At 47.5% G+C, this 1,634-nt stretch carries 1 protein-coding gene and 2 pseudogenes; all 3 read left to right on the top strand.

Annotation, left to right across the window (positions count from 1 at the left end; genetic code table 11):
* Positions 1-261 (top strand): annotated as a pseudogene (locus tag B3182_RS06195) (glutathione synthase); the annotation flags it as partial.
* Positions 258-1,304 (top strand): FAD:protein FMN transferase, encoded by a 1,047-nt coding sequence (locus B3182_RS06190; protein ID WP_292354652.1) that lies wholly within the window; start codon positions 258-260, stop codon positions 1,302-1,304. The pseudogene B3182_RS06195 and the gene B3182_RS06190, both read left to right, overlap by 4 nt.
* Before the next feature lie 4 nt (positions 1,305-1,308).
* A pseudogene (locus tag B3182_RS06185) lies at positions 1,309-1,634 on the top strand (energy transducer TonB); the annotation flags it as partial.

Raw genomic sequence — 1,634 nt, 5'->3', positions numbered from 1 at the left:
GCCGATGGCGAAACGCGCGGTAATCTGGCAGCGGGAGGGAGAGGTGAAGGCCGACCTTTAACAGAAAGAGACCGCTGGATTTGTCAGCAGGTTGGGCCAAAATTACGCGAAAAAGGTCTGTTATTTGTTGGTTTAGATGTGATTGGCGATTATCTGACCGAGATTAACGTCACCAGTCCAACCTGTATCCGTGAACTGGATCGGCAATTCAACCTGGATATTGCCGGTGATTTGATGAATTGTATTGAGGCACATTTATGAAGACTGTTTTAAACAGCCTTATATTGGTGATTGGATTAAGTTTATTAAGTGCATGCGGTGATCAGGATCGCGCCTTACAAGCCAAGTTTTATGCCTTTGGCACCGAAATCGACGTCAGTCTTTACGGTGTTGATGAAGAAACCGCAACCAAAACCATTGATGCTCTGGAGCAATCCTTTTCAGAAGTAAATGACCTGTGGCATGCCTGGCAACCCAGTGTGTTAACCAAAATAAATGACGCAATTGCTGCAGAACAACCTATCGCGGTAGAAGACAATGTTGCCAGCGTGATTTTACTGGCTCAGAAACTAGCCAAAGACAGTGGCCATTTGTTTAATCCAGCAGCCGGTAATTTATTTGCATTATGGGGATATGAGCAGGATGACTGGTTTGAATCCCGCCCACCTCCTGCACAGGCTGATATCGATGCATGGCTGGCCGTCAGCCCAACGATGGATGATATCGTTATCGAAAATGGTCAATTAACCAGTAATAACACTGCTGTCAGACTCGGTTTTGGCGGTTTTGCCAAAGGTTATGCGGTCGATAACGCCATCGCAATTCTGCAGCAACAGGGTATTGAAAATGCCGTGGTCAATATTGGTGGTGATTTACGGGCGATAGGAACTCATGGCGAGCGTCCCTGGATTATTGGTATTCGCCACCCCAGACACGACAGAGTGTTAGCCTCGGTGGCAGTCAGTGATGATGAAAGTGTTTTCAGTTCCGGTGATTACGAACGATTTTTTACCTACGAAGGTAAACGCTACCCACATATTTTGGATCCACGTACTGGTTATCCAGCTGATCAGGCAATGTCCTCAACGGTAATTCATGAAAATGCTTCAATGGCGGATGCCGCTGCAACAGCAATATTTGTGGCCGGAAGCGACTGGCCAACCATTGCAGCAGAAATGGGAATTGATATGGTAATGCTGGTGACAGAAGATGGTCAGGTTGAAATGAGTCCTGCTATGCAGAAACGCGTCAGATTAACCGGACATGATGCCGAACCGGTGATTCGCGAAATTCCCCACGAGTGAGCGAATGATTTCGACCAGCAGTGCCACTGATCGGATGATACTGACCCTTATCGGGTCGGTTATTTTGCATGTCATCGTGGTGTTTACCATCAGTTTTAATGTTTTTTCTCCACCGACCAACGCCCCGGTCAATCAGCTTGATATCACTTTGGTTAAACAACAAACCGAGCAGGCACCGGAAGAAGCCAGTTATCTTGCCCAGGTCAATAATGAAGGTGGTGGCGAAACCGATGAAAAATCACCTGAACCTACGCCGGAGCTAGCGGTACCTATTGCCGAAGAGACTCCGGCATCAACAGATCCCGTATCTCCCGCGGTTACGGAACTGGA

Source organism: Methylophaga sp. UBA4204, assembly GCF_002379485.1.
In the GTDB taxonomy this organism is placed as follows: Bacteria; Pseudomonadota; Gammaproteobacteria; order Nitrosococcales; family Methylophagaceae; genus Methylophaga.
This window is presented reverse-complemented; position numbering and strand designations above follow the sequence as displayed.